Source organism: Streptomyces flavalbus, assembly GCF_042674625.1.
In the GTDB taxonomy this organism is placed as follows: domain Bacteria; phylum Actinomycetota; class Actinomycetes; order Streptomycetales; family Streptomycetaceae; genus Streptomyces; species Streptomyces flavalbus.
In genome coordinates this window covers 5,590,424-5,605,676 of the sequence record NZ_JBHTEB010000001.1, presented here as the reverse complement: position 1 = coordinate 5,605,676, position 15,253 = coordinate 5,590,424, and the positions used below count along the sequence as shown (strand labels likewise).

The 15,253-nt window shown below is 70.8% G+C and carries 13 protein-coding genes and 2 tRNA genes; 8 read left to right on the top strand and 7 right to left on the bottom strand.

Features of this window, described 5'->3' with window-relative positions; genetic code table 11:
* Nucleotides 1-15 precede the first annotated feature (15 nt).
* From ACFQZ6_RS25280 to ACFQZ6_RS25255, 6 genes are all read right to left on the bottom strand, one after another.
* A tRNA-Glu gene (locus ACFQZ6_RS25280) sits at nucleotides 16-88 on the bottom strand.
* 41 nt (nucleotides 89-129) lie between these two features.
* Nucleotides 130-201 (bottom strand) — tRNA-Gln (locus tag ACFQZ6_RS25275).
* Nucleotides 202-292: 91 nt separating this feature from the next.
* Nucleotides 293-1,024, bottom strand: a complete 732-nt coding sequence (locus tag ACFQZ6_RS25270; RefSeq protein ID WP_381612880.1) for an HAD family hydrolase — start codon at nucleotides 1,022-1,024, stop codon at nucleotides 293-295.
* A 34-nt stretch (nucleotides 1,025-1,058) separates the two neighbouring features.
* Complete coding sequence (gene gltX, locus ACFQZ6_RS25265) at nucleotides 1,059-2,543, bottom strand: glutamate--tRNA ligase (protein WP_381612877.1); 1,485 nt, start codon at nucleotides 2,541-2,543, stop codon at nucleotides 1,059-1,061.
* Nucleotides 2,536-3,312: a fumarylacetoacetate hydrolase family protein gene (locus ACFQZ6_RS25260; RefSeq protein WP_381612874.1), complete on the bottom strand. Its 777-nt coding sequence runs from the start codon at nucleotides 3,310-3,312 to the stop codon at nucleotides 2,536-2,538. Before ACFQZ6_RS25260 ends, gltX begins: the two co-directional genes overlap by 8 nt.
* A gap of 127 nt (nucleotides 3,313-3,439) precedes the next feature.
* Complete coding sequence (locus ACFQZ6_RS25255) at nucleotides 3,440-3,628, bottom strand: hypothetical protein (protein ID WP_381612871.1); 189 nt, start codon at nucleotides 3,626-3,628, stop codon at nucleotides 3,440-3,442.
* A 588-nt stretch (nucleotides 3,629-4,216) separates the two neighbouring features.
* Here ACFQZ6_RS25255 and ACFQZ6_RS25250 point away from each other — a divergent pair.
* The 8 genes from ACFQZ6_RS25250 (at nucleotide 4,217) to ACFQZ6_RS25215 (ending at nucleotide 14,890) form a co-directional block, all read left to right on the top strand.
* Complete coding sequence (locus ACFQZ6_RS25250; RefSeq protein ID WP_381612868.1) at nucleotides 4,217-8,092, top strand: sensor histidine kinase; 3,876 nt, start codon at nucleotides 4,217-4,219, stop codon at nucleotides 8,090-8,092.
* Between the two features lie 9 nt (nucleotides 8,093-8,101).
* The gene (locus tag ACFQZ6_RS25245; RefSeq protein ID WP_037764993.1) at nucleotides 8,102-8,515 is read left to right on the top strand and encodes a roadblock/LC7 domain-containing protein; all 414 of its coding nucleotides are present in this window, start codon (nucleotides 8,102-8,104) and stop codon (nucleotides 8,513-8,515) included.
* A gap of 110 nt (nucleotides 8,516-8,625) precedes the next feature.
* Nucleotides 8,626-9,021 (top strand): DUF742 domain-containing protein, encoded by a 396-nt coding sequence (locus ACFQZ6_RS25240; RefSeq protein WP_210924408.1) that lies wholly within the window; start codon nucleotides 8,626-8,628, stop codon nucleotides 9,019-9,021.
* Nucleotides 9,002-9,592, top strand: a complete 591-nt coding sequence (locus tag ACFQZ6_RS25235; protein WP_210924405.1) for a GTP-binding protein — start codon at nucleotides 9,002-9,004, stop codon at nucleotides 9,590-9,592. The genes ACFQZ6_RS25240 and ACFQZ6_RS25235 overlap by 20 nt, the downstream gene beginning before the upstream one ends.
* A gap of 388 nt (nucleotides 9,593-9,980) precedes the next feature.
* A complete protein-coding gene (locus ACFQZ6_RS25230) occupies nucleotides 9,981-13,235 on the top strand; it encodes a nitrate- and nitrite sensing domain-containing protein (protein ID WP_381612863.1) in 3,255 nt (1,084 codons plus the stop codon).
* A 10-nt stretch (nucleotides 13,236-13,245) separates the two neighbouring features.
* Nucleotides 13,246-13,659, top strand: coding sequence for a roadblock/LC7 domain-containing protein (locus ACFQZ6_RS25225; RefSeq protein ID WP_004983065.1), 414 nt, complete (start codon nucleotides 13,246-13,248; stop codon nucleotides 13,657-13,659).
* A 96-nt stretch (nucleotides 13,660-13,755) separates the two neighbouring features.
* Entirely contained in the window at nucleotides 13,756-14,328 is a 573-nt protein-coding gene (locus ACFQZ6_RS25220; RefSeq protein ID WP_381612860.1) for a DUF742 domain-containing protein, read from the top strand.
* Entirely contained in the window at nucleotides 14,309-14,890 is a 582-nt protein-coding gene (locus ACFQZ6_RS25215; protein WP_159535964.1) for a GTP-binding protein, read from the top strand. Before ACFQZ6_RS25220 ends, ACFQZ6_RS25215 begins: the two co-directional genes overlap by 20 nt.
* A 148-nt stretch (nucleotides 14,891-15,038) precedes the next feature.
* Here ACFQZ6_RS25215 and ACFQZ6_RS25210 read toward each other — a convergent pair whose 3' ends face one another.
* Entirely contained in the window at nucleotides 15,039-15,233 is a 195-nt protein-coding gene (locus ACFQZ6_RS25210; RefSeq protein ID WP_381612857.1) for an acyl-CoA carboxylase subunit epsilon, read from the bottom strand.
* Between the last annotated feature and the right edge of the window lie 20 nt (nucleotides 15,234-15,253).

Below are 15,253 nucleotides of genomic sequence, written 5' to 3'. Positions count from 1 at the left end.
TGGGTGAGATCACCGTACCCCCGACCGGATTCGAACCGGCGCTACTGCCTTGAGAGGGCAGCGTGCTAGGCCGCTACACAACGGGGGCTTTGCGGACTGGTATCCGCGGTGCAGATCAAGCTCTGCGAGCTGGCCTACCTGGACTCGAACCAAGACTAACTGAACCAGAATCAGTCGTGCTGCCAATTACACCATAGGCCACTGGAACGCAAGCCCCTGAGGGGTTCTTGTTCTAGTTTGACGCTGGGGGGTTCCGGCCTTCCGGCCCGCTCCCCGCGGCGCAGGAAGAACATTACCCGAAGGTGGACGGGGCTCCAAAACGAGTATCCCCGCCGAGCAGGGCGGGCAGTTCGGCGAGGGACGCGATGCGGTGCGGGCCACCCGGCGGGGCCACCGTGGCGGACGCGTCCGCCCGGTCGATCCACACCGACAGCAGCCCGGCGTCCGCCGCGCCCCGGCCGTCGATCTCCGGGTGGTCACCGACGTACGCCACCTCGTGCGGGGCGAGGCCGAGGGCGTCGCAGGCGGCGCGGAAGGCGGCGGCCTCCGGCTTGGAGACGCCGAGTTCGGCGGCGCACAGGATGGTCTCGAAGCGGTGGTGGACACCGAGGACGCGCAGCTTGCGGTCCTGCACGGTGAGGCTGGAGTTGGAGAGCACCGCGTGCCGGTGGCTGGCGGCGAGGGCGTCGAGGACCGGCAGCACGTCGGGGAAGAGCGCCCAGGCGGCCTCGTAGTGCGCGAGGTAGCGGTCGAACCAGTCGTCGGCCTCGGCGTCCGTGAGGTCCCGGCCGAGGAAGACCCGGGTGCGGTCCCGGCGCTGGGTGACGAAGTCCACCTCACCGGCGGCGAACCGGGCCCACTGGGCGTCGGTGATCTCCCGCCAACGCGCGAGGGCCTGCTCCACGGAGGCGTCTCCGTGGAGCAGGCCCTCGGTCACGAGGTGCGCCCGCATCCCCTCGCGGTCGGCGGTGGTGTAGTCGAAGAGGGTGTCGTCGACGTCCCAGACGACGGCGTGGATGACCATGGCACCGACGGTAGCGCGTCGACTCCGCCGTGCGTCAGCCCGCGAGCCTCGCGAGGGCGGCGTCGATCCGGGCCAGGGTGGTGTCCTTGCCGAGGATCTCCAGGGACTCGAAGAGCGGCAGGCCGACCGTGCGGCCGGTGACGGCGACCCGGACCGGGGCCTGGGCCTTGCCGAGCTTGAGGCCGTGCGCCTCACCGGCGGCGAGGACGGCCTCCTTCAGGGACTCAGGCGAGGTCCAGTCGGCCGCCGCCAGCTTCTCGCGGGCGGTGCGCAGGAGCGCGTCGCTGCCCTCCTTCATCGCCTTCGTCCAGCTCGGCTCGTCGAAGACCGGCTCCGGCAGGAACAGGAAGTCGACGTTGTCGGTGATCTCGGAGAGCACCTTCAGCCGGGTCTGCGCGTGCGGGGCGATGGCGTGCCACTTGGCCTGGTCGAAGTCCTCCGGCGCCCAGGGCGCGAACGGGGCCTTCAGCCAGGGCTCGCAGCGGGCCGTGAAGTCCTTCACGTCCAGCAGGCGGATGTGGTCGGCGTTGATCGCCTCGCACTTCTTGAGGTCGAAGCGGGCCGGGTTGGGGTTGACGTCCGCGACGTCGAAGGCCGCGACCATCTCCGCCATGGTGAAGATGTCCTGGTCGGCGGAGAGGGACCAGCCGAGCAGGGAGAGGTAGTTGAGCAGGCCCTCGGGGAGGAAGCCGCGCTCGCGGTAGAGGTTGAGGCTGGACTGCGGGTCGCGCTTGGAGAGCTTCTTGTTGCCCTCGCCCATCACGTACGGCAGGTGCCCGAAGGCGGGGATCTCCTTGGCGACGCCCAGCTCGATCAGCGCCTTGTAGAGGGCGATCTGGCGGGGGGTGGAGGAGAGCAGGTCCTCGCCGCGCAGGACGTGGGTGATCTCCATCAGGGCGTCGTCGACCGGGTTGACCAGCGTGTAGAGCGGGGCGCCGTTGGCGCGGACGATGCCGTAGTCCGGGACGTTCTCCGGGGTGAAGGTCAGCTCGCCGCGGACCAGGTCGGTGAAGGTGATCGTCTCGTCGGGCATCCGGAAGCGGACGATCGGCTCGCGGCCCTCGGCCTGGTAGGCGGTGACCTGCTCGGCGGTCAGGTCGCGGCAGTGGCCGTCGTAGCCGGAGGGCTTGCCGGCGGCGCGGGCGGCCTCGCGGCGGGTGTCCAGCTCGGCCTGCGAGCAGTAGCAGTGGTAGGCGTGCCCGGCTTCCAGGAGCTTGGCGGCGACGTCCTTGTAGAGGTCCATGCGCTGCGACTGGCGGTACGGCGCGTGCGGGCCGCCGACCTCGGGGCCCTCGTCCCAGTCGAAGCCCAGCCAGCGCATCGAGTCCAGGAGCTGCTCGTAGGACTCCTCGGAGTCGCGGGCCGCGTCGGTGTCCTCGATGCGGAAGACGAGCGTGCCCTGGTGGTGGCGGGCGAACGCCCAGTTGAACAGGGCGGTGCGGACCAGGCCCACGTGCGGGTTACCGGTGGGCGAGGGGCAGAAACGGACGCGTACGGGGGAGCCGGGTGCGCTAGCCACGCTTGACAACCTTGTTGGTGAGAGTGCCGATGCCTTCGATGCTGACGGAGACCTCGTCGCCGACAGCGAGCGGGCCGACGCCCGCGGGGGTGCCCGTGAGGACCACGTCGCCGGGGAGCAGCGTCATGGCCTCGGTGATGTGGACGATCAGGTCCTCGATGGGGTGGATCATCTCGCTGGTGCGGCCGAGCTGGCGCTGCTGGCCGTTGACCGTGAGCTGGATGGTCAGGTCCGCCGGATCGAGGTCGGTCTCCACCCAGGGGCCGAGCGGGCAGGAGGTGTCGAAGCCCTTCGCCCTGGCCCACTGCTTCTCGCGCTTCTGCACGTCGCGGGCGGTGACGTCGTTGGCGCAGGTGTAGCCGAGGATGACGTCCTTGACGCGCTCGCGCGGGACCTCGCGGCACATGCGGCCGATGACGACGGCCAGCTCGGCCTCGTGGTGCAGGTCCGCGGAGAAGGAGGGGTACTGGATCTCGTCGCCGGGGCCGATCACCGAGGTGGACGGCTTGAAGAAGGCGAACGGGGCGTCGGGCACCTCGTTGCCCAGTTCACGGGCGTGCTCGGCGTAGTTGCGGCCGTAGGCGACGACCTTGTTGGGGAGCACCGGGGGCAGCAGCCGGACCTTGCTCACCGGCACCTTCGTCCCGGAGAGTTCGAAGTCCGCGAACGGGATGCCCTTGATGATGTCGAGGACGAGCTCGTCCGGCTTGTCACCCTCGACCGCGCCGAAGGCGACGTTCCCGTCGATGGAGAACCTGGCGATGCGCACGGGTTGCTTTGCCCCTTGACTGAAGAGCGGCTGGAGTCTGACGCCTCAGGCTATCGCCCCAAAAGGACGGGCGCCTCGCGCGTCAACGCGGGGCGCCCGGTCGGCCTGGTGCGGGGGCCGTGTGCTACTACTGCGCGGCGGCGGCCGGTTCCGGGGTGTGCATCAGGACCGTGCGCCGGGGGTTGGCCGTCTGCGTGGGCAGCTCGACGGAGTTCTCCTCGCGGACCGGGGTCCGCAGCGCGTCGGCGTCGGTGAGGTGCGCCAGCGTGGTGCGTCGCGGGTTGGCCGTCGTACGGAACATCGTCGTCGTCTTCACGGTTGTACGGAACCTTGTCGTGTACGGGGCGCGGGGGCGCCGGTTGACAGAATGTCGCCTGATGTAAAGCGTCAGGCTAAACATCCCGTTCCCCACCGAAGACAAGAAGCTCCCCTGAATTCGGTGTGAGTTTGCTCACGATCCTGAGATCAAAAAGGGCAATTCAGGCGGCTCCGCCATACCGGCGAAAGGGACAATAGCCACCTGAACCCAACATTCCGCTCCTGATCATGGCGACTGGGACACGACACCGCCCACGGCCCCACCCTGGCGACTCGCGGTGATACGCCCGGTATCAGCGGAACCTCCGTCTACCACCCGTGACCCGCCCCTCACGAGCAGTCACGTAGGTCACAGCCTGACCAACTGGCCTTGTTGGAGATCCTGCACTGTGCTGGAATTCCACGGACCGCCGCAGGATCGAGCCGGCGCGCAGGGGGCGCTACAGCGCCGAGTGGCGGCGAGATAGGGGGAACCAGCGCCGGTCACTCACGACCACCCGGGAACGTATTCAGGGCGTTCCCGACAACGCCGACACCGTCCTTCCGTTCACGCGGAGGGGCGCCTGGTCCAGAGGTTGCGACGCTAGTGCAGGGACGTTTCAAGAGGGATGGCAGTGCTTCGGCGGAGCCGGAGCCGCACGGCGGGACTGGCTCCATGGCCGGCAGCTCCTCGCCCCAGCACGCCCAGAACCAGGGTCCGGCCCCGACCGGTGACGGCGGTGCCCGCTCCGGGCGCCCCGGCGCCCCGGCGTCGCCCAAGGCCCCGAGCCCGGACGTGAAGCCGCCGCAGGGCCCGGTGGGCCCCGGCCCGCGAATAGCCCTGCGCAACTGGCGCATCTCGACCCGACTGGTGTCGCTGCTCGCGCTGCCGGTGGTCGCGGCCACCTCGCTGGGCGCACTGCGGATCAACCAGTCCATGGACGACATCCAGCAGCTCGACAACATGAAGCTGCTGACGGACATGACCAAGCAGGCCACCGAGCTGGCCGCCGCCCTCCAGGAGGAGCGCGACAACTCCGCCGGACCGCTGGCGCACGGCTCGACCACCAGCGCCGTCCTGGTCAAGGGCTACCGGGACCGCACCGACCGGGCCCTGGACAACTTCCTCACCGCCTCCGAAGAGGTCGACGCGGCCAGCAAGGAGGGCAACCTCCAGGGCGTCCGCGACAGCCTCGTGGGCCTCGCGAGCGACCTGAACGGCCTCAACAAGATCCGCAACACCGCGTACGAGGCCGAGGGCAACTCCACCCAGACGGTCGAGGCGTACCACCGGCTGATCACCCACCTGCTGGACCTCTCCCAGGACATGGCCGAGGCCACCAGCAACCCCGACATGATCCAGCGGACCCGTTCGCTGGCGGCGTTCTCCTCCGCCAAGGAGTACGCGTCGGTGCAGCGCGCGGTGCTCGCCGCGGCGCTCCCGGCGAGCAACACCACCTTCGGTGAGCTGTCCGACAACGACCGCCTGTACGCCGAGGCGGCCCTGCAGAGCCAGGCGTCCGAGCTGCGCAGCTTCAGCAGCATCTACGGCGACGCCACCGACGAACTCCTGCGGCCCATCGACCAGGGCAACGCGATCATCGAGGCCACCGACCTGTTCGCCAAGCGCGCGCTGAGCGGCTCGGACGGCCTCGAGGGCCTGGAGAAGCGGTCCTACCGCGACTGGCTGGACGACAGCTCCACCAAGATCCAGCAGATGAAGAACATCGAGCGCCGCCTCCTGGAGGAGATGGAGCAGAAGGCCCGCGAACTCCGCAAGGAGTCCGAGCAGGAAGCCATCATCTCCGGTGCGCTGATCCTGATCGTGCTCGGCGTGTCACTGGTCGGCGCGTTCGTCGTGGCCCGGTCCATGATCCGCTCGCTGCGCCGCCTGGAGGACACGGCCACCAAGGTCGCCCAGGAACGCCTGCCCGAGCTGGTCAAGCAGCTCTCCGAGACCGACCCGCAGGACGTCGACACCTCGGTGGAGTCGGTCGGTGTGCACTCCCGGGACGAGATCGGCCGCGTGGCCGCGGCCTTCGACGACGTGCACCGCGAGGCGGTCCGCCTCGCCGCCGAGCAGGCCCTGCTGCGGGGCAACGTCAACGCGATGTTCACCAACCTCTCGCGCCGCTCCCAGGGTCTGATCCAGCGCCAGCTCTCGCTGATCTCCGAACTGGAGTCCCGCGAGGCCGACCCCGACCAGCTCGCCTCGCTGTTCAAGCTGGACCACCTCGCGACCCGTATGCGCCGGAACGGCGAGAACCTCCTCGTCCTCGCCGGTGAGGAGCCCGGCCGCCGCTGGACCCGCCCGGTCCCGCTGGTCGACGTGCTCCGCGCCGCCGCCTCCGAGGTGGAGCAGTACGAGCGCATCGAACTCGCCGCCGTGCCGACCACGCAGGTCGCCGGTCGTGTCGTCAACGACCTCGTGCACCTGCTCGCCGAGCTGCTGGAGAACGCGACCTCGTTCTCCTCCCCGCAGACCAAGGTCAAGGTCACCGGTCACGCCCTGCCCGACGGGCGGGTGCTGATCGAGATCCACGACACCGGTATCGGTCTGTCGCCGGAGGACCTGGCCGCGATCAACGAGCGGCTCGCCTCGCCGCCCACGGTGGACGTCTCCGTCTCCCGCCGCATGGGTCTGTTCGTGGTCGGCCGTCTGTCGCAGCGCCACGGCATCCGCATCCAGCTCCGCCCGTCCGACTCCGGTGGTACGACCGCGCTGGTCATGCTGCCCGTCGACGTCGCCCAGGGCGGCGCCAAGCCGCAGCCCAAGCAGGGCCAGGGCGCCGGTGGCCCCGGTGGCGGTTCGGCCGCCGCGGCGGCCTCCGCCGGTGTCGCCGCCGCGCGTCGCAACGCCGGTGCCGTGGGCGCCGGTGCCCAGGCGGGCGGCGGTCTGCTCGGTGCCGGTCAGGGGCCGCGGGCCGCGCTGCCCGGCGCGGGTGGCCGTCCGGGGGCGGGTCCCGGTGCGCCGGGTGGCGCGCGGGGTCCGCAGGGCGGTCCCCAGGGTGCTCCCGGTGGCAGGCCCGCTCCGGTGGGCGCGGGCTCCGGGTTCGGTCAGCCGTCGCAGGCGGCGCCGCAGGGCTTCCAGCCGCCGTCCGACACGGGCGCGCCGCAGCAGGGCCAGGACAACCGCGGGGGTGTGCCGCCGCAGCGCGGCAACCTCGGTGGCGGGCGGCTCCGGCGCGGTCAGCAGCAGGGCCAGCAGCCGCAGCTCCCGCCGCGCGGCGGGCCGCGGGCCGAGCTGCCGGGCGGCAGTGACCAGCAGTCCCGGCCGAGCTGGAGCGACGAGAACGCCCAGCCGCCGGTGCCGCGCGCCTCGCTGGACGCGCCGCGCGGCCACGACGAGCCGGACGTCTCCCAGAACGGGCGGGCGCCTCGCTACGACGACCGCCAGGGACCGGGCTCGACCTCGGAGTTCCCGCGGATCGACGACCGCCAGGGTCCCGCCTCGACGTCGGAGTTCCCCCGTATCGACGACCGCCAGGGACCGGCCGCCACCTCGGAGTTCCCGAGGGTCGACGACCGCCAGGGCCCGGGCTCGACCTCCGAGTTCCCGCGGATCGACGACCGCCAGGGTCCCGCCGCCACCTCGGGCTTCCCCCGGATCGACGACCGGCAGGGTCCGGGCTCGACCTCGGAGTTCGCCCGCCCCGACTTCGACGCCCCGCGTCCCGGCGCGGTCGGCAGGCAGGACTCGGGCCAGTTCCCCCGGCCGGGTGGCCAGGACGCCGCCGACCCGTTCCGGCGCGCCGACCTCTTCGGTGCTCCGGGCGGCCAGCAGGACCCGTCCGGCACCGGCCAGTTCGCGACGCCGCAGGCGCCGCAGGGCTACGACAACGGCTCCACCGGCCAGTTCCCGGCCCCGCAGCAGCCGCAGGCCCCGCACTACGACAACAGCTCCACCGGCCAGCACCAGATGCCGGGCCGCCAGAGCCACGCCAACCCGGCCGCCCCCGGGTCCGACTTCGGCGCCCCGCGCCCGTCGGCCCCGCAGCGGCCGCAGCGTCCCGCCCGCCCCGAGCCGGAGGCCCTGCCCCCGGCGCCGGGTGCCGGGGACGGACGTACCCCCTTGTACGACACGCTGGAGACCAACTGGTTCCACGGCCAGCGCGGCGGTCAGCAGAGCACCGACTCCGCTCCCGCCCCGCAGGCGCCGCAGAGCCCCGCGGCCCCCCAGCGGTCCACCGCCGCCTGGCGCAGCTCGCCGAACGACGATCTCGTCCGGCAGGCAGAGCGCGTACGGCAGCCCGCCGCGGGCGGTGTCACCACCTCCGGCCTGCCGCGCCGGGTGCCCAGGGCGAACCTCGTCCCGGGCACGGCTCAGCAGCAACAGCACCAGAGTGGTCCGCAGGTCTCGCGCGCTCCTCAGGACGTTCGCGGCCGGTTGACCAATCTCCGTCGGGGCATCGCCCAGGGACGCCAGGCCGGATCCGGCCAGACGGGCAGCTTCCCCAGCCCCACTCACCAGCAGGAGCGTTAGTTGAGCCCGATGAGCCAGGCGGCACAGAACCTGAACTGGTTGATCACGAATTTCGTGGACAACACCCCCGGGGTGTCCCACACCGTCGTCGTGTCCGCCGACGGCCTCCTGCTGGCGCTGTCCGAGGGCTTCCCCCGTGACCGCGCGGACCAGCTCGCGGCCGTCGCCTCCGGACTGACCTCGCTGACGGCCGGGGCGTCCCGCATCTTCGAGGGCGGCACGGTGGCACAGACCGTCGTCGAGATGGAGCGGGGTTTCCTCTTCCTCATGTCCATCTCGGACGGCTCGTCGCTGGCCGTCCTCTCGCACCCCGAGTGCGACATCGGCCTGGTCGGCTACGAGATGGCCCTGTTGGTCGACCGCGCGGGCGCGGTGCTCACCCCCGACCTGCGCGCCGAGCTCCAAGGCAGTCTGCTTCACTGACCGGCCCCGGATCCACCCGTCTCACCAAATCACCGTCCGGCCGCCACAATCCCCCCACCGGCCCCGTCCGACGGCTCGACTGACCGACTTGCTGTCCGCCCGGAGGATTCATGACCCCGCCCACCGCCTCTCATGATCCGTACTCAGATCCGTACGGAGACGAGGGCGACCAGCCGCTGGTCCGTCCCTATGCGATGACCGGCGGCCGGACCCGGCCGCGCTACCAGCTCGCCATCGAGGCACTGATCAGCACCACGGCCGACCCGGCAGCGCTGATGGGGCTCCTCCCGGAGCACCAGCGCATCTGCCATCTCTGCCGTGAGGTGAAGTCCGTCGCCGAGGTGTCGGCGCTGCTGGCCATGCCGCTCGGCGTGGCCCGGATCCTGGTCGCCGACCTGGCGGAGGCCGGACTCGTCGCCATCCACCAGCCAGGCGGCGACGAAACCACCGGTGCGCCGGACGTGACACTGCTCGAAAGGGTGCTCAGTGGACTTCGCAAGCTCTAGCGGCGGGCAGGTTGCCGCCTCCCGCTCCACCACCTCCGCGAAGATCGTGGTGGCGGGCGGCTTCGGCGTGGGCAAGACCACGTTCGTCGGAGCCGTGTCGGAGATCAACCCGCTGCGCACGGAGGCCGTCATGACGTCCGCCAGCGCGGGCATCGACGACCTGACCCACACCGGGGACAAGACCACCACCACGGTGGCCATGGACTTCGGCCGCATCACGCTCGACCAGGACCTGATCCTGTACCTGTTCGGCACGCCCGGGCAGGACCGCTTCTGGTTCATGTGGGACGACCTGGTGCGCGGCGCGATCGGCGCGGTCGTGCTGGTCGACACCCGGCGCCTCGCGGACTGCTTCCCGGCGGTCGACTACTTCGAGAACAGCGGCCTGCCGTTCGTGGTCGCCCTCAACGGCTTCGACGGCCACCAGCCGTACACGCCGGAGGAGGTGCGCGAGGCGCTCCAGATCGGACCGGACGCCCCCATCATCACCACGGACGCCCGGCACCGGTCGGACGCCAAGTCCGCGCTGATCACCCTGGTGGAGCACGCGCTCATGGCGCGCCTGCGGTAACCCCGCGGCGGGCCGCAAATGATCAGCCGCCTACGGCAGTTGCCGTAGGCGCCCCGGAGCCGACTGTGGCCTTTGACACGGTCGGCTCCGCTGTTCATAACGTTTCGGCAGAGGAATCGGGTGATGCCACCACGCGTCGCGGTCGTGCGGTGTCGCTGCGCGCACGAATGCCCCGTCTTTTGCCGGGGCTCGTTCTGTATGACCGTTTTATCTGGGACTTACATCGAACGGAACCAGCGCTTTCCCATGTTTGGAAGAGCGCTGACTGACGTGCTGGAATGCCTGAACTGCCCAATAGTCAAAGACGTACTCCTTGGTCGATGGCGCACTGGGCTCTGAGACACTGCGGCACAACGTTGGTGCCCGCCGCCGAGAGGTTGTTGGTCGAGTGAGGCGAAGCAAGAACGGTCCCGAGCCGCCCGCGCGGGGCAACTTCACCCCGCCGCCGCGCGGAGCGGCGCCCGCCCCCGTGCCCGGCCCGGAGCCGACGGCCGCCCCCACGCCCAGCGGCGGCCGGTTCTCGCCGCGCAACTGGCGGGTGCCGACCCGGCTGAACGCGATCCTGCTTATACCCGTGCTGGTCGGCCTCGTCATGGGCGGCTTCCAGGTGAAGAGCTCGATCGACACCTGGCAGGAAGCCGAGGACGCCAAGAAGACCGCCCGGCTGGTGCAGGCCGCCCTGACCTACGCCGACGCGCTCTACACCGAGCGCGACGTGACCGCCGCCCCGCTGCTCCTCGAATCCAAGAGCAACGAGGACCAGGCCACCGTCAGCAAGGCCCGCGCGACCACCGACGAGGCGGCCGACGCCTTCGACCAGGCCGCGCAGAACATGCCCTCCAAGCCCGGCCTCGAACGCCGACTGAAGCTGTTCCGGGAGGCGGAGACCACCCTCCCGACGCTGCGCCAGGGCGCCTACGTCTCCCCCAAGCTCACCGGGGTGATGACGGAGGAGGGCTACCTCAACGTCGCCCACCCGCTCCTTGAGTTCGCCAACGAGCTGGGTCTCGGCACCGGCAACATCACCAGCTACGGCCGTACCGTCTACGCGATCTCGCTGACGAAGTCGGCGCTGTCGCTGGAGCGGTCCATCGGGATGCACCTGCTGGTCAAGCCGGGCCCCGGTGAGGGCAGCCTGGCCAGCCAGAAGGTCGCGCTCACCTCGTACGCCTACCTGGAGCGCATCGCCATCGAGGAGTACCGGGGCGGTGGCACCGAGGCCGACGTGCGGAAGCTGGAGGAACTCCAGGAGAAGCTGAAGGCCGACGCCAAGGAACAGGCCAAGGAAGCCCTCGCGCAGAACCCGGACTACCAGGCGCCGCCGTCCGACCCGGCCAAGATGGTCGCCGCCGTCGCGGGCCTGAAGTCGGTCGACCCCACCGAGCGCGCCGCCCTCGCCGAGCAGGGCGTCACGGCGGAGAACTGGTGGGCGGTCAACACCCTCAAGTACGACGCCTACCGCACCATCGAGTCGGACATGGCCGAGGCCGCGGTGACCGAGGCGTCCGGCATCGCCGACGACGCCAAGCGGGACGCGTTCATCACCGGTGCCGCCGTCGTCATCGCGCTGCTCGCCGCGTTCGTGCTCGCCGGCATGGTGGCCCGCCAGATGAGCCGCGCCATGCGCCAGCTGCGCAACGCCGCCTTCGGCATCGCCGAGCAGCGCCTGCCGATGCTGGTCGACCAGCTCTCCCGGACCGACCCGGGCCGCGTGGACACCCGCGTCCAGCCGATCCCGATCACCACCCGGGACGAGATCGGCGAGGTCGCCCGCGCCTTCGACCAGGTGCACCGCGAGGCCGTCCGGCTCGCCGCCGAGCAGGCCCTGCTGCGGGGCAACATCAACGCGATCTTCACCAACCTCTCGCGCCGCAACCAGTCGCTGATCGAGGGCCAGCTCACCCTCATCACCGACCTGGAGAACAACGAGGCCGACCCGGACCAGTTGGAGAACCTCTTCCGCCTGGACCACCTGGCGACCCGTATGCGCCGCAACGGCGAGAACCTCCTGGTCCTCGCGGGCGAGGAGCCCGGCCGCCGCTGGGACCAGCCGGTGCCGCTCGTCGACGTGCTGCGCGCCGCCTCCTCCGAGGTGGAGCAGTACGAGCGCATCGAGCTGTCCGGCGTCCCCGAGGCGGACATCCACGGCCGCGCCGTGACCGACCTCGTGCACCTGCTGGCCGAGCTCCTTGAGAACGCCACCACGTTCTCCTCCCCGCAGACCAAGGTCCGCGTCACCGCGACCCGGCTGCCCGACGGCCGGGTGATGATCGAGATCCACGACAAGGGCATCGGCCTGACCGCCGAGGACTTCGCGGACATCAACCACAAGCTGGCCAACCCGCCGACCGTGGACGCCGCGATCTCCCAGCGCATGGGCCTGTTCGTGGTCGGCCGCCTCTCCGACCGGCACGGCATCCGCGTCCAGCTCCGCCCCTCGGGCGAGCAGGCGGGCACCACCTCGCTGGTCATGCTGCCGGACGCGATCACCCACGGCGGCGGTGGCGAACAGCCGCTGGAGCGCGAGGAGTTCACCGTCTCGCAGATCATCCCGGAGCAGCAGTTCCAGGGTGAGAACCTCGGGGTGCAGCAGCAGCCGCAGCAGCAGCAACTGCGCACGGCCGCGGAACTCGGCTTCGACGACAGCCGCTACGCCGAGATCCCGGACGACATCCGCGAGCTGGACCCGGTCGGCCGCTCCCTGATGCGCGAGGAGCGCCGGGCGGCGCTGGAGGCCCAGACCCACCAGCCCGAGCAGCAGTCCCCGGAGTCGGCCGCCTACGCGGACGGCTTCCCGGACGCCCAGCCCTCCTACGACGACGGCGGTACCGGCTACCCCGAGCAGTCGGCGTACGGCCAGCAGGCCGGGTACGAGGAGCCGCGGCAGCAGGCGTACGACGAGCAGTACTACGCGCCGGACGACGGCCTGCCGCAGAACGACGGATTCACCTCGGACAACGGCTTCCCGACGACCGGCGGCTACCCGGAATCCGGTTATCCGGAGTCGGCCCCGGAGGGTACGCAGGCCGCGCCCGCCGCCGCGGCGGACGGCTTCCAGGGCTACGACGAGCAGTCCTACCAGCAGAACTGGCAGCAGACGTCCGGCTACCAGAACGGCTACCCGGACGAGTACGCTCCCCAAGCGGAACCCACGCAGGCCGCTGACGCCGGTGAGCGGGACAGCGTAGGCTTCGACCGTCCGGAAGCGGGCCAGACGCAGGGCCACGAGCTGACCGACGCCGGTCTCCCCCGCCGCGGATCCACCGCGGGCGGCGCGAGCGGCACGGGCGGCGCGGGCTCGGAACGGCCCACGGCCCAGGCGGCGCCCTCCCCGTCGGCGAACACCGAAGACGGCTGGCGCTCGGCCAACGACGAGCGCTGGCAGCAGGCATCACGCCTGAAGAAGCCCAAGGCGGGCGGAGTGACAGCCTCCGGCCTGCCGCGCCGGGTGCCCAAGGCCAACCTGGTCGAGGGCGCCGCGGAGTCGACCCCGCAGGGCGGCCCCCAGGTCTCCCGCGCTCCCGAGGACGTCCGGGGCAGGCTGAGCAACCTGCGCCGGGGCGTCCAGCGGGGACGCAGCGCGGGAAGTGAAACGAACGGCCAGGGCTTCGGTCCTGACAGCACCTACAACCAGGAGCGTTAGTGTGAGCCCGATGAGCCAGGCGGCACAGAACCTGAACTGGTTGATCACCAACTTCGTGGACAACACCCCCGGTGTGTCCCACACGGTGGTGGTCTCCGCCGACGGACTCCTTCTGGCGATGTCCGAAGGCTTTCCCCGCGACCGCGCCGACCAGCTCGCGGCCGTCGCCTCCGGTCTGACCTCGCTGACCGCGGGTGCCTCGCGGATCTTCGAGGGCGGCAGCGTGAACCAGACGGTTGTGGAGATGGAGCGGGGATTCCTCTTCATCATGTCCATCTCCGACGGTTCCTCGCTCGCCGTTCTCGCACACCCCGAAGCGGACATCGGTCTCATCGGGTACGAGATGGCCCTTTTGGTCGACCGTGCGGGCACGGTCCTGACCCCGGATCTCCGTGCGGAGCTCCAGGGGAGCCTTCTCAACTAACAGACAGACGGTGCGTTTTCGGGTCCCGGGGCCGTAAGGTTTCGGGACGCGGCCTCACAGGGATGGGTGCCCGGCACAGTCGGAGGAGGAGAGAAAGTGGCAACACCCCCAGGCGGTTCATCTACGGGCGACTGGTCGTACGGCTCTGCCCAGGGCCAGCACGACGGGTCCCAGAACCGGTACAACTTCCCCTCCACCCCCAGCCACCGGCAGCCGTACGCGCCCCAGGGTCCCGGCCCCGGCCCGTACGACCAGCCGCAGGCGCCGCGCATCCAGCCCGTGCAGCCGCACCGCCGCACCCCTGAGCCAGCGCCCGCCGGGGCGTCGAACAACCCCCTGGTGCGCCCGTACGCCATGACGGGCGGTCGTACCAGGCCGCGGTACCAGCTCGCCATCGAGGCGCTGGTGCACACCACAGCGCAGCCGCACCAGATGCAGGGCCAGTTGCCCGAGCATCAGCGGATCTGCAACCTGTGCCGGGAGATCAAGTCGGTGGCGGAGATCTCCGCCCTGCTCACGATCCCTCTCGGCGTGGCCAGGATCCTCGTCGCCGACTTGGCGGAGGCGGGACTGGTCGCCATCCATCAGCCCGGCGGCGACGAGAACGCCGGCGGCCAGCCAGACGTGACACTGCTCGAAAGGGTGCTCAGTGGACTTCGCAAGCTCTAGCGGAGGGCCTTCCCGCTCCACCACGTCCGCGAAGATCGTGGTGGCTGGCGGCTTCGGCGTGGGCAAGACCACGTTCGTCGGCGCCGTCTCGGAGATCAATCCGCTGCGCACGGAGGCCGTCATGACGTCTGCTTCGGCAGGCATCGACGACCTCACCCACACCGGGGACAAGACGACCACGACGGTCGCCATGGACTTCGGCCGCATCACCCTGGACCAGGACCTGATCCTGTACCTCTTCGGTACGCCCGGCCAGGACCGCTTCTGGTTCATGTGGGACGACCTCGTGCGCGGTGCCATCGGCGCGGTGGTGCTCGTGGACACCCGGCGCCTCGCCGACTGCTTCCCGGCGGTCGACTACTTCGAGAACAGCGGGCTGCCGTTCGTGATCGCGCTGAACGGGTTCGACGGGCAGCAGCCGTACCAGCCGGAAGAGGTGCGGGAGGCGTTGCAGATCGGGCCTGACACGCCGATCATCACGACGGACGCGCGGCACCGGGCGGATGCGAAGTCGACGTTGATCACGTTGGTTGAGCACGCGCTCATGGCGCGGTTGCGGTAGGTCTGCCGAGGCGGCCACTGGGCTGCCCCGGGCGGTTTCATCGCCGGCTGCGGGCAGTCTGTGGCTTGTCGCGCAGTTCCCCGCGCCCCTCAGGTGTGCGAATGGGCCCCTCTCCGAGAAGGAGAGGGGCCCATTCGTGTGCTTGTCCTCAGCGCCAGCTGTGCGGGGCGCGGAAGCCGTTCTCGCGTTCCAGGCGACGCCACGGGGCCCTGGCCCGGCCCCGGTGGGCGGGGGTCGGCGTGGCGCTGTGGGCGGCGGCGCGGGCCAGGAGGATGGCCGTGAGGGCGGCGACCTCCTCGGGCTCGGCGTGGCCCTTCTCTACGCGGATGTCAGGGGCGTTCATGGATGTCAGTCTCCGGGAGT

Excerpts from the sequence above, each read along its gene's own strand:
- ACFQZ6_RS25245 (WP_037764993.1), top strand. The coding sequence starts at position 8,102 with ATGAGCCAGGCGGCACAGAACCTGAACTGGTTGATCACGAATTTCGTG.
- ACFQZ6_RS25210 (WP_381612857.1), bottom strand. The coding sequence starts at position 15,233 with ATGAACGCCCCTGACATCCGCGTAGAGAAGGGCCACGCCGAGCCCGAG.
- ACFQZ6_RS25240 (WP_210924408.1), top strand. The coding sequence starts at position 8,626 with ATGACCCCGCCCACCGCCTCTCATGATCCGTACTCAGATCCGTACGGA.
- ACFQZ6_RS25225 (WP_004983065.1), top strand. The coding sequence starts at position 13,246 with ATGAGCCAGGCGGCACAGAACCTGAACTGGTTGATCACCAACTTCGTG.
- ACFQZ6_RS25270 (WP_381612880.1), bottom strand. The coding sequence starts at position 1,024 with ATGGTCATCCACGCCGTCGTCTGGGACGTCGACGACACCCTCTTCGAC.